19 protein-coding genes and 1 riboswitch are annotated in these 15,883 nt (G+C 68.4%); of the genes, 8 read left to right on the top strand and 11 right to left on the bottom strand.

What is annotated here, in order from left to right:
* Positions 1–119: 119 nt before the first annotated feature.
* A riboswitch (SAM riboswitch) is annotated at positions 120–235 on the top strand.
* An 82-nt stretch (positions 236–317) separates the two neighbouring features.
* Both LDQ05_RS06095 and metX read left to right on the top strand, forming a co-directional pair.
* Entirely contained in the window at positions 318–1,643 is a 1,326-nt protein-coding gene (locus LDQ05_RS06095; protein ID WP_226436001.1) for a bifunctional o-acetylhomoserine/o-acetylserine sulfhydrylase, read from the top strand.
* A complete protein-coding gene (gene metX, locus LDQ05_RS06090) occupies positions 1,640–2,767 on the top strand; it encodes a homoserine O-acetyltransferase MetX (RefSeq protein ID WP_226436000.1) in 1,128 nt (375 codons plus the stop codon). The genes LDQ05_RS06095 and metX overlap by 4 nt, the downstream gene beginning before the upstream one ends.
* Before the next feature lie 28 nt (positions 2,768–2,795).
* Here the strand turns inward: metX and LDQ05_RS06085 are convergent, their stop codons facing one another.
* Both LDQ05_RS06085 and LDQ05_RS06080 read right to left on the bottom strand, forming a co-directional pair.
* The gene (locus tag LDQ05_RS06085) at positions 2,796–3,080 is read right to left on the bottom strand and encodes a DUF3017 domain-containing protein (RefSeq protein ID WP_226435999.1); all 285 of its coding nucleotides are present in this window, start codon (positions 3,078–3,080) and stop codon (positions 2,796–2,798) included.
* A 16-nt stretch (positions 3,081–3,096) separates the two neighbouring features.
* Complete coding sequence (locus tag LDQ05_RS06080) at positions 3,097–3,951, bottom strand: bifunctional methylenetetrahydrofolate dehydrogenase/methenyltetrahydrofolate cyclohydrolase (protein ID WP_226435998.1); 855 nt, start codon at positions 3,949–3,951, stop codon at positions 3,097–3,099.
* Between the two features lie 88 nt (positions 3,952–4,039).
* Here LDQ05_RS06080 and LDQ05_RS06075 point away from each other — a divergent pair, with 88 nt between their 5' ends.
* Positions 4,040–4,504, top strand: a complete 465-nt coding sequence (locus LDQ05_RS06075) for a tRNA (cytidine(34)-2'-O)-methyltransferase (RefSeq protein WP_226435997.1) — start codon at positions 4,040–4,042, stop codon at positions 4,502–4,504.
* Between the two features lie 96 nt (positions 4,505–4,600).
* Here LDQ05_RS06075 and LDQ05_RS06070 read toward each other — a convergent pair whose 3' ends face one another.
* The 4 genes from LDQ05_RS06070 to LDQ05_RS06055 all read right to left on the bottom strand — a co-directional run bounded on the left by LDQ05_RS06070 (position 4,601) and on the right by LDQ05_RS06055 (position 9,899).
* Complete coding sequence (locus LDQ05_RS06070) at positions 4,601–5,350, bottom strand: RsiV family protein (protein WP_226435996.1); 750 nt, start codon at positions 5,348–5,350, stop codon at positions 4,601–4,603.
* Positions 5,351–5,473: 123 nt separating this feature from the next.
* Entirely contained in the window at positions 5,474–5,782 is a 309-nt protein-coding gene (locus tag LDQ05_RS06065) for a rhodanese-like domain-containing protein (protein WP_226435995.1), read from the bottom strand.
* Positions 5,775–6,632 carry a DUF4349 domain-containing protein gene (locus LDQ05_RS06060; RefSeq protein ID WP_226435994.1) on the bottom strand — a complete coding sequence of 286 codons (858 nt, stop codon included), beginning with the start codon at positions 6,630–6,632 and terminating at the stop codon, positions 5,775–5,777. The genes LDQ05_RS06065 and LDQ05_RS06060 overlap by 8 nt, the downstream gene beginning before the upstream one ends.
* A gap of 9 nt (positions 6,633–6,641) precedes the next feature.
* Complete coding sequence (locus LDQ05_RS06055; protein ID WP_226435993.1) at positions 6,642–9,899, bottom strand: error-prone DNA polymerase; 3,258 nt, start codon at positions 9,897–9,899, stop codon at positions 6,642–6,644.
* A gap of 206 nt (positions 9,900–10,105) precedes the next feature.
* Here LDQ05_RS06055 and LDQ05_RS06050 point away from each other — a divergent pair, with 206 nt between their 5' ends.
* The 3 genes from LDQ05_RS06050 to LDQ05_RS06040 all read left to right on the top strand — a co-directional run bounded on the left by LDQ05_RS06050 (position 10,106) and on the right by LDQ05_RS06040 (position 11,988).
* Positions 10,106–10,633: a hypothetical protein gene (locus tag LDQ05_RS06050; RefSeq protein ID WP_226435992.1), complete on the top strand. Its 528-nt coding sequence runs from the start codon at positions 10,106–10,108 to the stop codon at positions 10,631–10,633.
* The gene (locus tag LDQ05_RS06045; protein ID WP_308013167.1) at positions 10,621–11,247 is read left to right on the top strand and encodes an RES domain-containing protein; all 627 of its coding nucleotides are present in this window, start codon (positions 10,621–10,623) and stop codon (positions 11,245–11,247) included. The genes LDQ05_RS06050 and LDQ05_RS06045 overlap by 13 nt, the downstream gene beginning before the upstream one ends.
* Before the next feature lie 93 nt (positions 11,248–11,340).
* Positions 11,341–11,988 carry a Fic family protein gene (locus LDQ05_RS06040; RefSeq protein ID WP_226435990.1) on the top strand — a complete coding sequence of 216 codons (648 nt, stop codon included), beginning with the start codon at positions 11,341–11,343 and terminating at the stop codon, positions 11,986–11,988.
* A gap of 153 nt (positions 11,989–12,141) precedes the next feature.
* On the opposite strand, the gene LDQ05_RS06035 is transcribed toward LDQ05_RS06040, so the two are convergent.
* A complete protein-coding gene (locus LDQ05_RS06035; RefSeq protein ID WP_226435989.1) occupies positions 12,142–12,765 on the bottom strand; it encodes a class I SAM-dependent methyltransferase in 624 nt (207 codons plus the stop codon).
* Between the two features lie 80 nt (positions 12,766–12,845).
* Here LDQ05_RS06035 and LDQ05_RS06030 point away from each other — a divergent pair, with 80 nt between their 5' ends.
* Both LDQ05_RS06030 and LDQ05_RS06025 read left to right on the top strand, forming a co-directional pair.
* Complete coding sequence (locus LDQ05_RS06030) at positions 12,846–13,502, top strand: pentapeptide repeat-containing protein (RefSeq protein ID WP_226435988.1); 657 nt, start codon at positions 12,846–12,848, stop codon at positions 13,500–13,502.
* Positions 13,503–13,566: 64 nt separating this feature from the next.
* Positions 13,567–13,851, top strand: coding sequence for a DUF6191 domain-containing protein (locus tag LDQ05_RS06025; protein ID WP_226435987.1), 285 nt, complete (start codon positions 13,567–13,569; stop codon positions 13,849–13,851).
* A 15-nt stretch (positions 13,852–13,866) separates the two neighbouring features.
* Here LDQ05_RS06025 and LDQ05_RS06020 read toward each other — a convergent pair whose 3' ends face one another.
* The 4 genes from LDQ05_RS06020 to LDQ05_RS06005 all read right to left on the bottom strand — a co-directional run.
* Positions 13,867–14,172: a hypothetical protein gene (locus tag LDQ05_RS06020; protein ID WP_226435986.1), complete on the bottom strand. Its 306-nt coding sequence runs from the start codon at positions 14,170–14,172 to the stop codon at positions 13,867–13,869.
* On the bottom strand, positions 14,165–14,953 hold the full coding sequence (locus LDQ05_RS06015) for a slipin family protein (protein WP_372461042.1): 789 nt from the start codon (positions 14,951–14,953) through the stop codon (positions 14,165–14,167). Before LDQ05_RS06015 ends, LDQ05_RS06020 begins: the two co-directional genes overlap by 8 nt.
* A 26-nt stretch (positions 14,954–14,979) precedes the next feature.
* Complete coding sequence (locus LDQ05_RS06010; protein WP_264184511.1) at positions 14,980–15,573, bottom strand: hypothetical protein; 594 nt, start codon at positions 15,571–15,573, stop codon at positions 14,980–14,982.
* 56 nt (positions 15,574–15,629) lie between these two features.
* The coding region (locus tag LDQ05_RS06005) for a hypothetical protein (protein ID WP_226435983.1) at positions 15,630–15,883 on the bottom strand (254 nt) is incomplete at its 5' end.

Genomic DNA, 15,883 nt, shown 5'->3' with positions numbered 1-15,883 from the left:
GGGGAGCAAAGCACCGGACCCACCTCTTCCGCATTACCCACGGGTAACTCGAACGCTGGTCAACGCGCCCGGAGACCCCCGTGGCACGGACGCTCACGCTGCCGCTAGACTGCCGTCGAGGTCATGAGTGCCAGCGTCAAGCCCCGGCTCGCTGGCCGGCAACCCTCCGACCAGGGTGGGGTGCTCCGGGTGAAGACACGGTTGTCGGCGGTACCGTCGGCGACAAGCCTGCGTTCGAGAGGTTGCGAGGTATCCGATGAGTTGTTGTTGCGGCTGACCGCCCCGTCCCCCTTCTTCTCACGGCCCGAAGGACACCGATGACCGACACCGCCAGCCCCGCCCCGACCGCGACGTGGAATTTCGAGACGAAGCAGATCCACGCCGGTCAGCCCGTCGGCGGCGATACGCGCGCCCGCGCCCTGCCGATCTACCAGACCACCAGCTACACCTTCGACAACACCGATCACGCCGCCGCGCTGTTCGGTCTCGCGGAGCCCGGCAACATCTACACCCGGATCATGAATCCCACCCAGGACGCGGTCGAGCAGCGCATCGCCGCGCTCGAGGGCGGTGTCGCCGCGCTGATGCTGGCGTCGGGTCAGGCCGCGGAAACGCTCGCCATCCTCAATCTCGCCGGCGCCGGCGACCACATCGTCGCCAGCCCCTATCTCTACGGCGGCACCTACAACCTGCTGCACCACACGCTTCCGCGCCTCGGAATCGAGGTCACCTTCGTCGACGATCCCGACGACCTCGACCAGTGGCGCGCCGCGGTCCGGCCGACCACCCGCGCGTTCTACGGCGAGTCCATCGCCAACCCGAAGACGCACATCCTCGACATCCCCGGGGTCTCCGGCGTCGCTCACGAACACGGACTGCCGTTGATCGTGGACAACACCGTCGCCACGCCGTACCTGCTGCGTCCGCTCGAGCACGGCGCCGACATCGTCGTGCACTCGGCCACCAAGTACCTGGGCGGCCACGGAACCGCCATCGCCGGGGTCATCGTCGACGGCGGCACATTCGACTGGACCGTGACCGGCGCCGACGGCACCGCCCGGCACCCCGGGTTCACCACCCCCGACGCCAGCTACCACGGCGTCGTCTACGCCGATCTCGGCGCACCCGCCTTCGCCCTCAAGGCCCGCGTCCAACTGCTGCGCGACCTGGGTGCGGCGGTCTCACCGTTCAACGCCTTCCTGATCTCCCAGGGGCTCGAAACCCTGAGCCTGCGCATGGAACGGCACATCGCCAACACCCGGAAGGTCGCGGAGTTCCTCGAGACCCGCCCCGAGGTGGTGTCCGTCTCCTATCCCGGTCTGCCGTCCTCCCCGTGGTACGACCGCGCCGCGGCACTGGCCCCGAACGGAGCCGGGGCCATCGTGGTGTTCGAACTCGCCGGAGGAGTCGACGCCGGCAAGAAGTTCGTCGACGCGCTGACCCTGCACAGCCACGTCGCCAACATCGGCGACGTCCGGTCGCTGGTCATCCACCCCGCCTCCACCACCCACTCCCAGCTCAGCGGTGACGAACAGCTCGCTGCGGGGGTCACCCCCGGACTCGTCCGACTCGCGGTCGGCATCGAGCACATCGACGACATCCTCGCCGACCTCACCGCCGGTTTCGAGGCGGTCGCGTCTTGACGGCGAGCACGGAACGGCGACACATCGAGCTTCCCGCGCAGGACGGGAAGCTCGGCACCGTCGACATCGGCACGTTGGTCCTCGAGAGCGGCGACGTCCTGCCCGACGTGACCGTCGGAGTGCAGCGGTGGGGTGCGCTGTCTCCGCGACGCGACAACGTCGTGCTCGTCGAACACGCACTCACCGGCGACTCCCACGTCACCGGGCCCGCCGGACCGGATCACCCCTCACCCGGATGGTGGACGGGCATGGTCGGGCCGGGCGCCCCGATCGACACCGATCGCTGGTGTGTCGTCGCCACGAACGTGCTCGGTGGCTGTCGCGGCACCACAGGACCTGCGAGTCCCGCACCCGACGGGAAGCCGTGGGGTTCCCGCTTCCCGCGGATCACGATCCGCGATCAGATCGCCGCCGAGTACGCGCTCGTCGATGCCCTCGGCATCGACAGCCTCGCCGCGGTCACGGGCGGATCGATGGGCGGCATGCGCAGCCTGGAGTGGATCGTCAGCCACCCCGACCGGGTCCGGTCTGCGCTCGTGCTGGCCGTCGGTGCCCGCGCGACCGCCGACCAGATCGGTGTCCAGACCACCCAGATGGCCGCGATCATGCAGGACCCCGATTGGCAGGGCGGCGACTACTACGGATCCGGGCGACGCCCCGACTCCGGTCTGGCCATCGCCCGTCGGATGGCCCACCTGTCGTACCGCAGCGAAGAAGAACTCGATTCGCGATTCGCCAACAACGCTCAGGGCGAAGAGGATCCGTGGCGCGGCGGACGATACGCGGTGCAGAGCTACCTCGACCATCAGGCCACGAAACTCGTGTCCCGATTCGATCCGGGGACCTACGTGGTGCTCAGTGACGCGATGAACCGCCACGACGTCGGGCGTGGGCGCGGCGGAATCGACGCGGCGCTGGCGTCCACACACGTGCCGACCATCGTGGGCGGAGTCGATTCGGACCGTCTCTACCCGATCCGTCTGCAGCAGGAGATCGCCGACGGACTGCCCGGCTGCGACGGACTCCGCATCCTCGAATCGCGGGACGGGCACGACGGTTTCCTCACCGAGGCCGATACCGTCGCGAAACTCCTCACCGAACTGATGGCACTGGCCGAGGCCTGACCTCGGCCCGGCGACGATCGGGTCCGATCTACCCGGTTCCCAGCGGATCGATCGACACGGCCAACGCCATGATCACGCCACCGACGGTGAGCATCGCACCCACGTCGAAGGTCTTGCTGCGCACCGCGAGCACACCTACCTGGTCGGGATCCAGGATCCAGCGGAGGATCCCGGCGAGCATCACGGCACCTCCGAACACGAACGCGCCACGACGCCACCGGTCGGCGAGGACGAGGATCACCGCGGCAGCGATCACCAGGGTGACCGCCACCAGCGGAAGGTTCAGACGCGCGAGACGCAGCGATCGGTCCATGCGGCGATCCCCGCGTTCAGCGATCGGCCGTCTGTTCGGCGCGCTCCACTACGTTCGTCAGCAGGAACGCGCGAGTGAGCGGTCCGACACCACCGGGATTCGGCGACACGAAACCCGCCACCTCGCGCACGTCGTCGGCGACGTCTCCGCGCAGTCCCTCGTCCGTGCGGGAGACGCCCACGTCGAGGACGGCGGCACCGGGCTTGACCATGTCGGCGGTGATCAGCCCCGGAACACCGGCAGCCGCGACGACGATGTCGGCGCGCCGTACCTCCGCGGCCAGGTCGGTCGTGCCGGTGTGACACAGGGTCACCGTCGCGTTCTCACTGCGGCGTGTGAGCAACAGACCGATCGGACGTCCGACGGTGACGCCGCGTCCGATGACCACTACGTGGGCGCCGGCGATCGGAACGTCGTAGCGGCGCAGCAGATGGACGATGCCGCGGGGGGTGCACGGCAACGGCGCATCCTTGCCGAGGACGAGCCGGCCCAGGTTCACCGGGTGCAGACCGTCGGCGTCCTTGTCGGGATCGATGCGTTCGAGAGCGGCGTTCTCGTCGAGGTGTCGGGGCAGCGGGAGCTGCACGATGTAACCGGTGCAGGCGGGATCGGCGTTGAGTTCGTCGATCGCGGCCTCGAGTTGTTCCTGCGTGATGTCGGCGGGCAGGTCCTTGCGGATCGAGGTGATACCGACCTTCGCGCAGTCGTTGTGCTTACCGCGCACATACGCCGCCGAGCCCGGATCGTCACCGACGAGGATCGTGCCGAGGCCGGGCGTGATGCCCTTGCTCTTCAGCGCGGCCACACGGGCCTTCAGATCCTCGAAAATCTCGTCGCGGGTCGCCTTGCCGTCCAGGATGGTCGCAGTCACGGCGACCATTGTTCCAGGCGACCGTCGCCCCCCGTACCGCGACCGGTCCTGTGACCCCCGATTCGAGGTTCTGGCAAGCTGGTCTCCCGTGCTCCACGTCATGTTCCTCGAACCCCGAATCCCGCCGAACACCGGCAACGCGATCCGCATGGTCGCCGCGACGGGCGCGGAACTGCACCTGGTGGAGCCGCTCGGCTTCGATCTGTCGGAGCCGAAGCTGCGCCGCGCCGGCCTCGACTACCACGACCTGGCGCACGTGCGGGTGCACGCCGATCTGCAGGCGGCGTGGACTGCGATGCCCGACGCGCGGGTGTTCGCGTTCACCGCGCATGCCACGACCTCGTTCGCCGACGTCGCGTACCGCCCCGGGGACGTACTGCTGTTCGGGCCGGAGCCGACCGGCCTGTCCGACGAGATCCTGGCCGACCCACACATCACCGAGCAGGTGCGGATTCCGATGCTGCCGGGACGTCGCTCACTGAACCTGTCGAACGCGGCGGCGGTCGCGGCCTACGAGGCGTGGCGTCAGCTGGGCTACGACGGCGCCATCTGACCCGCCCCAACCCCCTCTGACGTGGGCGAATGTATCGTTCGGTCGATTGGTTCGAGCGAGTGGTACGTTCGCTCGGTCGGGACGCGATCCGCTCGGTCAGGACGCGAGGACAGCCACGACGTCGGGGTCGGCGACATCGGCGAGCGACTCCCACGGCACGGTGACGGTGACGAGGCCGATGGCGTGCGGACCCACCTGATAGTCACCGAAGTGGATCTCCATCCCCTCGGGGGTGGGCAGCCAGTTCGCGAAGTTCGCCTCCGTCGGCTCGATGCCGCTGCGGTCGAAGTTCGGTCCCGCCGCGGTGTCGGGCAACAGCAGCGCCGATTGCTCCGACAGGCGCTCGAGTCCCGCCGGCAGATCCGGGAAGATGTCGGTGAGGGTCACCGGAGTCGCCGTGTCCGTGTCGACGACGACGGTCGCCAACAGCGGGCTGGGGTGCGCTCCGGGCGGGTTCATGTTGTAGGAGACGACGAGCAGACCCGCGACGACGCGCTCACCGATCCGGGTGACGTCGTACTCCTGCGTAGACAGGGTGTATCGGTCGGTGTCGTGGGTGTCGATCATGTCCTGCAACGCCGCGCGCATCGACTCGTTGAACTCTGCCGTCACCGCGGGGTCTCCCTCCGCGAGCTGCGGGATGAAGACGTCGTAGTCGACGCGGTCGGTGGACCCGACGACCTGCTCCGCGTCGGCGCGGTACGGTTCGGCGACCGCGGCGGGTTCGGTCGGCGCCGACGCGACCTCGGTGGTCGTGGCATCCGCCTCGGTTTCGACTGCTTCGGTTGCGACTGCTTCGGTGTCGTCGCCGCACGCGGCCAGGGACACGACGACTGCGGCGCACATTCCGGCGACCACCACACGACTGCGAACGACACGACCGCGACGTAACCTCATAGCCCCCCCCATCCAACACGCATCACCCGCACGATCGCAGCATTTCGTGACACGGCCACTCCCCGCTGCCGACTACTCCCCGCTGTCGACGGGGCGACCCGACAGGTGCCAGGCGTCGGTGCCGCCGGCGACGGAGACCGCGTCGACACCGCGACCGGCCAGGTAGTCGGCGGCCTGCAGACTGCGACCACCGACCGCGCAGATCACGTATACCTTCCGGTCGGTGGGGATCTCGCCGATGCGGGCGACGAACTCGCTGAGCGGAATGTTCACGACACCGGGCACCCGCACCTGCCGGTATTCGTCGATCTCCCGGACGTCGATGACGGGCGCGCCGTCGGCGAGTGCGGTCTCGAGTGCGGCCAGGTCGACTTCACGCATCGTTGTCGGTCCTCTCGTCGGGAGTGTCGCCGGGAGTGCCGGCGGAGGATCGTCCGAATCGAGCGACGATGCGGACCACGAGGTAGACGACGCCGCCGCACACGATCAGGAACACCACCCACGGTAGCGCGACACCCGCGGCGACCACCGCGTCACCCAGGGTCCGCCACAGTGAGTTCCAGCCGGAGACGAGGCCGTCCCAGAAACTGTCCTGGTCGGAGGGGCGCCGGTCGGTGCTGATGTCGACGGTGAGGGTGGACAGGTCGATGCGGTCGTCGAGCTGCCTGCGCTGCGCTTCGAGACTGTCGAGGTCGGCCTGCCGTTCGGCGAGGGCGCTCTCCGCCTCGATGAGATCGGCGGTGCTGGTCGCCGAGTCCATGAGGGCACGCAACCGCTCGACGGAGGCGCGCAAGGCACCGACCCGTGCCTCGAGGTCGGTGTACCGCATGGTGACGTCGTCGCGGCCGGTGGTCAGACTCGTCACCGTCCCGAGCGTGCTCACGTCGTCGATGACGGAGTCGAGAGAACCCGCCGGCACGCGCACCGTGAGCACACTGCTCGTCTCGGGTTGTTCGGTGAGCGAATCGACACGGCCGCCGGCGGCCTCGACGACGGTGACCACCTCGCGACCGGTGGAGACGGGGTCGGCGGCGGTGAGTTCGATGCGTCCGGTGACAATCTCCTTGCGGTCGGCGTCCGGTGCGGATTCCCGTGCTCCGTCGGACAGGGCCGGCATCGACGACGACACGCCCGGGCCACCCGAGTCCGGTCCACCGCCTCCCGAGCTGTCGCAGCCCGCGGTGACGAGCGCGACGAGGACGAACAGCAGGACCGGTAGCAGACGTCGCATGCGGCGATGCTAACGAAAATCCCGGGATCTCCCGGTGATCCGGAGATCCATCCGTTGCAGGTGGTCGGCGACGACGGTGACGGCGCCCTCCGCATTCTGGACCTGTCCGCGCACCAGCAGCGCCGGGGCCGTGTGTGCGAGGGTGCGGTGTCGCGCCCACAACCCGACCGAGCACACGACGTTGACCATGCCCGTCTCGTCCTCGAGGTTGAGGAAGGTGACTCCTGCCGCGGTGGCCGGTCGCTGCCGGTGGGTGACCGCTCCCCCGACGAGCACCCGGGTGCCGTCGGGAACGTCGAGCAGGTTCGCGGCGGGGACCACCCCGAGAGCGTCGAGCCGGTCGCGGAGGAACTCGGTGGGATAGCTGCCGGGCGACACACCGGTGGCCCACACGTCTGCGGCGGCGAGTTCGACGTCGCTCATGCCGGGAAGTGCCGGGGCGTTCGTGTGCGATCCGACCCCGGGGAGCCGTCCGGGCCGTTGGGTGGCGGCGGGACCCGCGGCCCACAGCGCTTCCCGTCGGGTGATCCCGAATCCGGACAGCGCCCCGGCGGTCGCGAGCGCTTCTGTCTGCGCGGCGGTGAGTTCGATGCGGGAGGTCAGATCCAGCAGCGAGACGTACGGCCCGTGGGCGTCCCGGTCCGCGACGATGCGGCCGGCGAGGTCGTCGCCGATGTGCCGCACGGCTCCGAGGCCGAGGCGGACGTCCTTCCCGGCGTTCTCGACGGTGGCGTGTGGCAGGCTCACACCGATGTCGGGTCCGTGCACGGTGACACCGTGGCGACGGGCGTCGGCGACCAGCGACTGCGGTGAGTAGAACCCCATGGGTTGCGCGCGCAGCAGTCCCGCGCAGAACGCGGCCGGGTGATGCAGTTTGAACCACGCGGAATAGAACACCAGCGACGCGAAGCTCTGCGAATGGCTTTCCGGGAAACCGAAGTTCGCGAACGCATACACCTTCTCGTAGATGCGATCGGCTACGTCGCCGGTGATGCCGTGGAGTTCGCGCATGCCCTCGTGGAACCGTGCGCGCAGTTGTTCCATCTTCTCCGGTGACCGCTTCGATCCCATCGCGCGACGCAACCGGTCGGCTTCGGCGGGGGTGAATCCGGCGGCGTCGACGGCCATCTGCATGAGCTGTTCCTGGAACAACGGCACCCCGAGGGTACGCCCGAGGGAGTTCTCGAGGCAGGGGTGGTCGTACACGACGGGTTCGAGTCCGTTGCGGCGGCGGATGTACGGGTGCACCGAGCCGCCCTGGATGGGGCCCGGGCGGATCAGCGCGACCTCGACGACGAGATCGTAGAAGGTGCGGGGCTTCAATCGGGGCAGGGTAGCCATCTGGGCTCGGGACTCCACCTGGAACACCCCGACCGAATCGGCGCGACACAGCATGTCGTAGACACCCTGCTCCGACAGGTCGAGGTGTGCCAGGTCGACGTCGACGCCTTCGTGTTCGGCCACGAGATCGATCATGTAGTGCAGCGCCGAGAGCATGCCCAGGCCGAGCAGGTCGAACTTCACCAGTCCCGCCGCGGCGCAGTCGTCCTTGTCCCATTGCAGGACGGTGCGGCCGGGCATGCGCGCCCATTCGACGGGGCACACGTCGGCGATCGGGCGGTCGCAGATGACCATGCCGCCGGAATGGATACCCAGGTGTCGCGGCAGTCCTTCGATCTGCGCCGCCAGATCCAGGACGGGTTCGGGAATGTCGACATCGGTCTCGGAGCGCACCCCACCCCAGCGGCCGATCTGTTTGCTCCATGCGTCCTGCTGTCCCTGCGAATGGCCGAGGGCACGCGCCATGTCGCGTACCGCGGAGCGTCCGCGATAGGTGACGACATTGGCGACCTGCGCAGCGTAGTCGCGGCCGTACCTGCGGTAGACGTACTGGATGGCCTCTTCACGACGGTCCGATTCGATGTCGAGATCGATATCGGGTGGGCCGTCACGTTCCGGTGAGAGAAACCGCTCGAAGAGCAACCCGTTGCGGACGGGATCGACGTTGGTGATGCCGATCGCGTGGCATACCGCAGAGTTTGCGGCGGAACCTCTTCCCTGGCAGAGGATGTCGTTGTCCTTGCAGAATCGGACGATGTCGTGGACGACGAGGAAGTAGCCGGGAAAACCGAGACTGTCGATGATGCCGAGTTCGTGCTCGAGCTGTCGATAAGCGGCGCGGTTGTGCTCGGGTGTCCCGTAGCGGCGCTGCGCGCCCTCGAAGGTCAGTGCGCGCAGCCACGTCTGCTCGGTGTGCCCGTCGGGTACGTCGAAGGGCGGCAGCTTCGGGGCGATCAGGCGTAGATCGAACGCGCAGGCGCGACCGAGTTCGGCCGCGGTGTCCACCGCGCCGGGGAAGGCCTCGAACAGTCGGGTCATTTCTGCCCCCGACCGCAGGTGCCCACCGCCGGTCGGCGACAACCGGCCCGCGGCGGCGTCGAGATCCTGACGTTCGGAAATCGCGGCCATCGCCATCGCGAGCCGGCGCTGTTCGGGCGCCGCGTAATGGGCCGCGGCGGTCGCGACACACGACAGTCCGTGTCGCCGTGCGAGTTCGGCGAGTACGACGTTGCGTTCATGGTCGTCGGGCAGGCCGTGCCGGGTCAGTTCGACGGTGACACGGTCGGCACCGAATCGGTCGACGAGATCGCGCAGTGCGATATCCGCGGCGTCGACTCCGCCGGCGTCGAGCGCGCGACGCACGTGGCCGCGTCGGCATCCGGTGAGGATCTGCCAGTGCCCACCGGCGGCGGCGGTGAGGGCGTCGTAGTCGTAGCGGGGTTCGTTCTTCGCTCCCCCGGCCAGGTGGGCGGCAGCGATCTGCCGCGACAGGCGCCGGTATCCCTCCTGCCCGCGGGCCAGCACGAGCAGGTGGGCGTCGCCGAGGCCCAGTTCGGCACCGAAGACGGTGCGCACGCCGAGTGCGCGGGCGGCCTCGGCGAAACGCACGACACCGTAGAGACCGTCGTGATCGGTCAGCGCGATCGCTTCGAGACCGAGTCGCGCCGCCTCCTCGACGAGCTGTTCCGGGGTGGAGGCGCCGCCCAGGAAGCTGTACGCGGAGTGCGCGTGCAGTTCGGCGTACGGAACGACCGGCTCGCCGGGTGCGCGCACGGAGCCCGTGTAGTCGCCGCGGCTGCGCGACCACGCGGGGGCGTCGTTGCCGTCGCCGGGGTGGTCGGGTTCGGACCTGCCACCGGAGCGGGGCCGGCCGGAGAGCACCCGCTCCATCTCGGACCAGGTCGGTGGACCGTTGTTCCATCCCATGCGCTCACCACCTCGTGCCTCAGCAGCATATCGAACATGTGTTCCCCTGAGTTCAGTCCGTCTGCGCAGGCTTCGACCGCGGCCGCATCGGGGTGGTCGGCGGAGCCAACCTCGGACGGATCGAAGCAACCCCGTCCGCTCATTGACGTGGTTGACGGACCTGAGGATACTTGGGTTGACATGGTTGACGAACGAGGAGATCTCGCATGAACACCCTGGTCGAACAGGAACGCAAGCTCATGGACCTTCTCACCCGCCGTGTCCACCAGACGTTCGCAGACGCGCGCGCAGCGGGCGTCCCCGCCGAGGTCTTCGACGATGTCGAATCGATCGCCCGCTCGATGACCGCGGCACTGCCCGCCAGCCACGTCTACGACCAGTTGGTCGGCCCGTTCTACGACACTGCCGGCCTGACACAGTGGTGGCGCGTGAGCCGCCAAGCGGTCAACAAGGCCGTGGCCGCCGACTCCGTGATCGCCTGTCGACTCGCCGACGACGGCCAGTGGGTCTATCCGACCTGGCAGTTCACGGACGAGGCAACGGTGCATCCGCACCTGATTGCGCTGTGGAGGACCCTGCGGCCTGCCGCCGACCCGTGGACCTGCGCAGTCTGGCTGCGAAGCCCGCAGCGTGAACTCGGCGACCTCAGTGCAGTCGACTGGGTCACCGCCGACCGCCCCCTCGACACCGTCATGGCGTTGGCTGACGCCGACGCGCAGCGGTGGGCCGCGTGAGCCGAGACTCCGTTGCGCTTCGCCCACCGACCCGGCCCCTGCACACGTTTCCGGACTGCGAGCTCACCGCAGCACAGCCCCTCATCCGCGGCCACCAGGCCGCGAACGGTCCGTGGTGGTTCGCTTCCTCCGGTGGCGGCCGGTTCGATCTGACCCCGCCGCGAGGTACCTGCTACCTCGCGTTCGACGAACTCACCGCGATCCGAGAAACTGTCGGAGAAGCCCTCGCGACGACTGGGGTGATCAGCGAAGACTTCGCCGTCACCCGCCAGCTGTCCACCCTGGCCGTGCCACACCCACACCGTGTGGCCGACACCTGCGCAGACGCAGCTGCGGACTACGGCCTGACCCGGGAATTGTCGTCGATGACCCCCTACGCGGTGCCGCAGGAGTGGGCCGCGGGGTTCGATGCCGCCTTCGCTGGGCTGCGGTACCGAACCCGGTTCACCACCGGGCCGAACCCGAACGCGGTCGCCCTGTTCAGGGAAGCCGGCGAGGCAGACTGGCCGACCGACCCGAACCCTGAGCCGTTCGCAGCAGCTGCTCGGCGATGCGGCCTCACCGTTGCTCGCCCGCCGAGGTCAGTGCGCATCGTCTCACCGCCGGCGAGCTGATGGTCCGGCCCTCAACATCACCCGCAGAACCCGCACTCTGCCCTCGTCGGCAACCGCCGCGGCAACCACCCACAACACACAAGGAGAGCCCTGTTGTCCGCGATCGACATCACCGACCTGGCCGGTGCCGTCTACTCCTCGGGGAAGGTGTTCGACGGCCTCGCCACCGGTCGCCTCGATACCGAGAACTTCCTACGCTCAGGAAGCCTGGCCGGAGTCTCCTCCCGCGCCGACCTTGCGCTACTCGAAGACCTCAGGGATGTCGCGCAGTTCATCATCGACCACCACGACCGGCTGATCGACGCCCCGTACGTCCGCGCGATCAACGCTCAGATCACCCGCAGTGGCGCGCTGCACCCCGGACAGCTTCGAACCCGGGACCAGCAGATCGGTGTTCGTACCCGGTATGGGCGGCACACACCTCCCGCGTTGACCGAGGACGACCTACAGCAGCTCATCGACTCGCTGACCTGCGGGGATGCCACAGAGAACGCGCTGGATCTGTTCGTGCAGCTCGCCAAAGCCCAACCGTTCGAGGACGGGAACAGGCGCACAGCCTTGTTCGTCGCGAACAGTTTGCTCATCGGCGGCGGCCGGATGCTGGTTGTCCCGGTCGACGAGCAGGATCCGCAGCTGTCCGACACCTTCAACGACCTACTCGCCAAGGCGTACATCCGCGACGAGCACGACGCGGTCAAGGATCTGCTGCGCAAGCACGGACTCACCGTGCTTGCGCGCTGAGCTCCAACCGTGTCGCGGAAGAACCGGCCGGCGCCGACAACGCGCGCCGGACCCACGGACTCGGTCTGCGGCTTCGGTTCGAGCAATTCGTCGGACAACATGGCGACGCTCGTCGTCGGCGCTGCGGGATCGTCCGGATCGACGCGCACCTCCTCATCCGCGACGAGCCACCACATGGAACTCCGGAAACCGGTGAAGCTCGTCGAACGGACGGCTCACCGTCCGCCACAGTTCGTCGAAACCGGCGTCCGCGAGTGCAGCCGACATCCGGTCCGGATGCCAGCGCCACGCCGGTGTCACCCGATGATCGAATTCGAGTACCCGGCCCACCTCGTCCGTGCCCTGTCCCGCCACCGCGACGACCGAACCCGGAGCCATCCGATCGGCCCAGCCGGCCAGCACATCCGGGATCTGTGTGGGCGGTACGTGGATGAGACTGAACCGGGCGAGAATTCCCGCGATCCCCCTGCCTTCCAGGTCCACCGAACCGAGCCGTGCATCGTCGTGCACGAACCGCAGATCCGGGTGGTGCCGACGCGCGAACCCGAGCATCTCCCGGCTCGGATCGACACCGATCACCTCGAGTCCGCGCTCAGCCAGATCCGCCGTGACATGTCCGACTCCGCAGCCGACGTCCAGCACAACACCGCCGACGTCGCCGTCGAGTACGTGATCGGCGAAGGCCGCGACGGCGTGCCGCTCGAGCGCCGTCAGGTAGGGATCGGGGAAGGTCCGGTCGTAGAGGTCTGCGAGGGCGTCGTATCCGGGCTGCTCCATCCCCGGATCGTCCCACGGTGTACACAGAGGAGGGCGGCCGACGACGCGGCCGTCGAACGAACTCAGGAGTACATCACCCCATGGCCGACCGCGCCACCCGAGCACCCCGGATCGATGCCCTGCGACCGGTCGACCTCGACGACCACGACGCCGACGAACTCGTTCCACACAGCACGTACGAGCAGATCCTCGTCACCGACGCGGTGCTCGGTACGTGCGAACTGGCCGGTGCGGCGCTCACGGCGTCCGAACTGCGCGGGCTGACGGTCGACGAACTCGACGTCGCGGACGCCCGGTTCGTCGACACCCGGATCACCCGTGTGCAGGCCCCGCGGATGGTGGCGCAACGCTGCAGTCTGCACAACGTGCGGATCGACGCGAGCCGGATCGGTGCGATGGACCTGTTCGACTGTGGGTTGCGGTCGGTGGTCGTGTCCGACAGCAAACTGGGGTTGGTGAACCTGCGTGGCGCGACCGTGCGCGACGTGGTGTTCCGTGGCTGCATCCTCGACGAACTCGATGTCAGCGAGGCCCGGTTCACGCGGGTCGCGTTCGAGGACTGCACCGTCGGGGAGTTGGACGTGCACCGCGCGACCTTCGAGCACGTCGATCTGCGCGGCCTGCACATCGGCACGGTCCGCAACCTCGACGGGATGCGGGGCGCCACGATCACCGGAGAGCAGGCCGTCGCGTTGACGGGCGCCTTCGCCGCACACCTCGGGATCAGGATCGACTGATCCGCTCGACGAGCCTCAGCGCATCGAACGACCCGTCTCCCCGTGCGTCCGGCAGAATGGACGCATGTACATCACAGCCGGCATCGTCGCGTTGCTGGTCGCAGGGTTCGCGGTGGACCGGTTCGGGTTGTTCGCCGAGCGTCGCGGGTGGATCTACTGGCGTCGGCGAAGCGGTTCGGGGGCCGGCGCCGGCGTGTTCGGTGAGATGCAGACGTTGCTGTCGCCGTCGTATCGGCACGTCGTCGAGGAACAACAGCGGCAGCAGACGACGCGGCACGATCTCGCAGCGGGCGCCCCACCGCTCGGCGTCGATCTCGAGCAAGGCACCGCCTACCTCGACCGTCCCTGACCGGGTGACCGACGATCAGCTCGCCGGTCGTGCGCCCTCTCGGATGCCGACGGCACGGCGGTATCGGTAGTAGCGGCGTACGCCCGCCAACAGGGCGAGGAGGCCGATGCCCCCGACGAGAATGCCGATGATCAGCAGCAGGAACAACGCGTCGGAGCTGCCGTCGTCACCGAAACCGATCATGCTGCCCGCAAGCAGCCCGAACATCGGTCCCAGCGCCATGACGAGAGCGCCGCCGACGATCGCCCAGAAGCCGGGCGGTACCGGGTCCAGAACGATCCGGCGCCCGGACCGAACCGATCCCGCCACGGTGTCATCCATCGGTACCCCTTTCCGCGAAGACCGCGTCCGGCCGGTGCCCGTTGGTGTGCGCCGGCGCGGCCGGCGTGCGGAACTTGTCGAGGAACGGGCCCACGATGTCGATCGGAATGGGGAACACCACCGTCGAGTTCTGATCGGCACCGAGCTCGAGAAGTGTTTGCAGATAACGCAGTTGAAGACTCGCCGGACTCTCGCTGAGGGTCTTGGCGGCATCACGCAGTTCCGTCGACGCCTGCAGTTCCCCGCGGGCACTGATGACCTTGGCGCGACGTTCACGTTCGGCTTCGGCCTGACGCGCCATCGCGCGTTGCATCGCCTCCGGGATCTCGACGTCCTTGATCTCCACGACGTGCACCTCCACACCCCACGGCTCGGTCTGCTTCGCGATCGAGGTGGCGAGATCCTCGTTGAGGTCGTCGCGGTGCGCGAGCAGGGTGTCGAGATCGGTGCGTCCGACCACCGACCGCAGGGCCGTCTGCGCGATCTGCGACGTCGCGACGGCGTGGTTCTCCACCGCCATCACCGACTGCACCGGATCGGTGACCTTGAACAGGACGACGGCGTTGACGCGGGCGGGCACGTTGTCGCTGGTGATCACCTCCTGGGGCGGGATCGTGAGGGTGACCACGCGCAGATCCACCCGGACCATCTTGTCCAGGCCGGGGAACACCACGACCATTCCGGGACCGAGCGGCGCTCTCAACCTGCCGATGCGGAAGGCCACGCCGCGTTCGTACTCCTTGAGCATCCGCACCGAGGCGAGCAGGTAGGCCGCGACCATCACCGCGACGACGACGAGCACGATCGTCATGCCGATTCACTCCTGTCCGTTCGGTGATCCGACGCGTATCGGGAACGCCGCCTGACTTCGTCGACGACCGCAGCCTCACGCTCCGCGAGAGCCTGGTCGAGCGATTGCGTCCGCATGCCCTCGGGTATGTGGACCCTGCTGCGCCACAGGTGCGACCACAGCGGAACGCTGAGCACTGCGGCGAGCAGGACTGCCCCGGCGAGCACCACCAGACCTGCCGCGCCCGGCGCCGTCACCGCGACGGCGACCGGCCAGACGATCCCGAACACCACTGCCGCGCAGGCGATACCGCGGTGGAACCGGGCGGCCTCCGAGGCGGGCCACGAATCCACGGCCCGCTGCACCTCACGTCCGGACGACGACGAGGTGCAACTGTCCTTGACCGGGCAGCTGTTGCACACCGTCGGGCTCGCCCGGTACCGCATGATCCGGTTGTCCGGGTCGAAGGACTGCGGCCACAACCACTGGTCCTCCGGACACAACCACGCGTCGTGATCGTCGTGATAGACGAAGCCGCCGAGTCGGCCGCCATCCGCGGACGTGGCGGCGCGGCTGGCGAACCCGTCTATGGCATAGGCCAAACCGACCATCGCCAGGCAGTAGCCCGCGGCGAGCCACACCTCGGCGCCGACGGATCCGAGCCCCGTCACGGCTGATCCTCGTCTCGGCGATCGGAGGCGTACCGGCTGCGCGACGACGGGAGATCAGGGTCGTCGGCGTCACCGACATCCGTGCGGTCTGCACCGACTCCCCCGACGCCGATCCCCGATCCGACGCTGAGACCGGTGCGGTCCTCGTAGGCGTCGGGATGCTCCTCGACGTACAACGTCTCGGGTTCCAGTTCGGTCGCGGTGGCCTTGATTCCGTAACGCACACCCAGATACGCGATCCACAGGAACG

This window comes from Rhodococcus yananensis (genome assembly GCF_020515525.1).
Lineage (GTDB): Bacteria > Actinomycetota > Actinomycetes > Mycobacteriales > Mycobacteriaceae > Rhodococcus > Rhodococcus yananensis.
This window is presented reverse-complemented; position numbering and strand designations above follow the sequence as displayed.

Excerpts from the sequence above, each read along its gene's own strand:
- LDQ05_RS06095 (WP_226436001.1), top strand. The coding sequence starts at position 318 with ATGACCGACACCGCCAGCCCCGCCCCGACCGCGACGTGGAATTTCGAG.
- LDQ05_RS06085 (WP_226435999.1), bottom strand. The coding sequence starts at position 3,080 with ATGGACCGATCGCTGCGTCTCGCGCGTCTGAACCTTCCGCTGGTGGCG.
- LDQ05_RS06070 (WP_226435996.1), bottom strand. The coding sequence starts at position 5,350 with ATGTGCGCCGCAGTCGTCGTGTCCCTGGCCGCGTGCGGCGACGACACC.
- LDQ05_RS06065 (WP_226435995.1), bottom strand. The coding sequence starts at position 5,782 with ATGCGTGAAGTCGACCTGGCCGCACTCGAGACCGCACTCGCCGACGGC.
- LDQ05_RS06060 (WP_226435994.1), bottom strand. The coding sequence starts at position 6,632 with ATGCGACGTCTGCTACCGGTCCTGCTGTTCGTCCTCGTCGCGCTCGTC.
- LDQ05_RS06055 (WP_226435993.1), bottom strand. The coding sequence starts at position 9,899 with ATGGGATGGAACAACGGTCCACCGACCTGGTCCGAGATGGAGCGGGTG.
- LDQ05_RS06050 (WP_226435992.1), top strand. The coding sequence starts at position 10,106 with ATGAACACCCTGGTCGAACAGGAACGCAAGCTCATGGACCTTCTCACC.
- LDQ05_RS06035 (WP_226435989.1), bottom strand. The coding sequence starts at position 12,765 with ATGGAGCAGCCCGGATACGACGCCCTCGCAGACCTCTACGACCGGACC.
- LDQ05_RS06030 (WP_226435988.1), top strand. The coding sequence starts at position 12,846 with ATGGCCGACCGCGCCACCCGAGCACCCCGGATCGATGCCCTGCGACCG.
- LDQ05_RS06025 (WP_226435987.1), top strand. The coding sequence starts at position 13,567 with ATGTACATCACAGCCGGCATCGTCGCGTTGCTGGTCGCAGGGTTCGCG.
- LDQ05_RS06020 (WP_226435986.1), bottom strand. The coding sequence starts at position 14,172 with ATGGATGACACCGTGGCGGGATCGGTTCGGTCCGGGCGCCGGATCGTT.
- LDQ05_RS06015 (WP_372461042.1), bottom strand. The coding sequence starts at position 14,953 with ATGGTCGCGGCCTACCTGCTCGCCTCGGTGCGGATGCTCAAGGAGTAC.
- LDQ05_RS06010 (WP_264184511.1), bottom strand. The coding sequence starts at position 15,573 with ATGGTCGGTTTGGCCTATGCCATAGACGGGTTCGCCAGCCGCGCCGCC.